A 2,528-nucleotide genomic window follows, 5' to 3' on the forward strand; every position below is an offset into this window, starting at 1 on the left:
CGAGTGAAGATATAACCGTCCCCGGAGGAGGAGCTCACTGGGGCTGTTGCTGCAGGTATTTGACTATAAGTGGTAGGTGCATAGGACTGCGGAACACTGACTGAACTCGATGAGGTGCCAACTACACCATCGGTGCGAGACGACAGATCCCCCCATGGGTCAATGTTACTCGGTACATATTCTTGGATCTTATCTCGCGCAGCGCTACAGATTTTGTCTTTTATCCCGTTTAGGATGCCACTGAGGTCAGGGAAAGTCGGTACTGTAATGGCCGTACTGATATCCCCTAAACATTGCTGTAATCCGCTTGATACCTGATTTTCACGTTGTGACCATGCTTCTGCAGCCTTGCGAGCACGTTCGTAGCCAGCCTGAGCTCCGGCTTGTGCCGCTGTGGCTGCACGGCAATCAGCGGCTTGAGCTTGCAGAGATAGGGTGCTGGCCACCAGGGCGGCAAATATAAAACAGTATCTTCGTTGCATTGCCTTTCCTTATAAGCCAGGGCGCGGTGACAGAGGTGCCGGATTTATTCGGTTTTCCACGGTGTGATTGTCCCGGCTCTGCGGGGCTTGCGACGGTGGAATATAGTCGTGCGTAAACCCAAGTTGCTTATGCAGTGCCGGGGGGCACTTTGCGGGTTCAACCAGCGTTGCATAAAGTTTGTCTTTCTCTCCCTGGAGACGGAACACGAAAGCGTTATTGGCTCCTTCGACGTGATTGATAGCATTCCCGTGGCCTATGGATTTGATGCCGTCAGCCGTAACAGTATTTAAGGCTACATAACGAGTCCCTTTGTCATTAATACAAAGCTTACCGAGCACCGGATGGTACTCACCTTCGTATTGCACGATGCCTTGCACATAATCGCCTAACCCTTTTACCAGCAATAACTTAAGTTGGTTTTCGGCTGTCATCGTTTTCATGAGTACTGTACCTGCATCTTGGGTCTGTGCAGGCAGTGGGGTGGTTGCCGGTCGAGTGGCAGGGGCTGTTGTACCTTGGCCGTTAGGCTTAAACCACACTAGGTCATTGGCCTGTGCAGGCAATGGAGGCAGTGATACTCCAGCTTTTGCCGCCAGCTCAACAACCTGCTGTTGTAACGCAAAAAAATGGGTCATGTCATAAGCTGTCAGTGACGCTGGCGGTGTTGTCTGCTGTTCATGGCTGACAAGCAACTGAGGGTCAACTGCCGGCTTTATTGCCCATTGATTACGGTGGGAAATAATTTCCTCCGTCTGCTCAACTCCGTTCTTATCGACCACAATCTTATTGTTCGCGTCGCGTACTTTAGCCTGGACAGTGACCTCTTTACTGCCGAGCCAGGTCAGCGTCACCACATCGTTTTTACTGAGGCCACTGTCTGGCATGACCTGTGCCAACTCTTTCCCCCAAACGTAACGTTCTCCATGCGCGGTACGTAAATGTACGTAATAGCTAAGATTCTCAGACGAATCAAAATTGTACGGTGCGGGGCCATGCCCCAATAAAGAGCCTATCAGACCTGCTTCACTTTCCTTACGACTAGCATTTCGCGGTATTTCTGGGGGAAGCACTGTAGGCCGTAATTCTGGAGGTAATTCGTTCGCCAATGGTGATGCTGTTGCTGTGATAGGTTCTGTTGTTTGCCCCTCCGTCATAATGGATGCTGCCTGTGGGCCAACGGGTGTTGCCTCCGCTCCTGGGGTTGGTTCGTCTGCCAACTGCTTACGGGCCTCATCTAACATCAGTTGCTGCTGCGGGTTTTTCATTTTGACATCGAGGTTGTATTCAGCAATTAGCATAATGGCTCGATGCTTGAACTGATCGCTCCCGGTAAGTTCAATGCGCCCCCGATATTGTTCGCGGGAAACAAGTAAGGCCGTCAATATCATGGCATCACTTTGGCTTGCTGCCGCGTTCGCCATTGTGATGTGGTCGCCATGGTCTACAAAGGCGGGTTCACCAGAAAAGAGATATTTTACTGATCGTCCATCGAGGGCCATTTCATGAGTAATTTGTTGCATCAATGCATCTAAATCGAGTGGAGCCACCTGGCGAGCCTGGCCCGCAGGCATCTCGATATAGATAGCGTCTTCCGTTTGTGCGGCCAGGTTAGCCTCTGACTGGACTTGCTGCTCTGGCTGCTCATTAGGGGTCGATGTTGCAGGTTGAGGTGCAAGCCGGCCGGCAAAAGAAACTAACTCAATGGGCTCTTCTTTGGTCGCCGTAACCTTGGATGTCGTTGGGTTAGTAACAGGGGCAATATTTTCCTGTTTTGCTTCTTCTGCCTCGTTTTTAACTGCCGCAGGTGTTTCTGGAATAACGGTTTGCTCTGCAGTGACAGGTGGTATGGGGTCATTGATAGCATATGGCGTGAAATCTTGGACCTCTTGTTCGACGACGCTATCAGCAATATGACCATAGTCAGCATATTCATTAACAGGTAGGTCTTGTACTGAGGGCGTATCTATTTCAGGTGCGGGCTCAGTCTGTATATTTTCCATTGTCGTGAGTTCCAGAGGTGAGGGACGATGTAACGGAGCTAAGAC

General features: G+C 50.7%; 2 protein-coding genes. Both read right to left on the reverse strand.

The window, feature by feature from the left end; translation table 11 throughout:
* A partial coding sequence (locus AACW11_RS16240) for a hypothetical protein (RefSeq protein WP_145560237.1) occupies positions 1 to 482 on the reverse strand: 482 nt, incomplete at its 3' end.
* 9 nt (positions 483 to 491) lie between these two features.
* Positions 492 to 2,528: LPD7 domain-containing protein (locus AACW11_RS16245; RefSeq protein WP_339379067.1), on the reverse strand; the 2,037-nt coding region annotated here is incomplete at its 5' end.

This window comes from Yersinia sp. Marseille-Q3913 (assembly GCF_963892745.1).
GTDB classification, from domain to species: domain Bacteria; phylum Pseudomonadota; class Gammaproteobacteria; order Enterobacterales; family Enterobacteriaceae; genus Yersinia; species Yersinia bercovieri.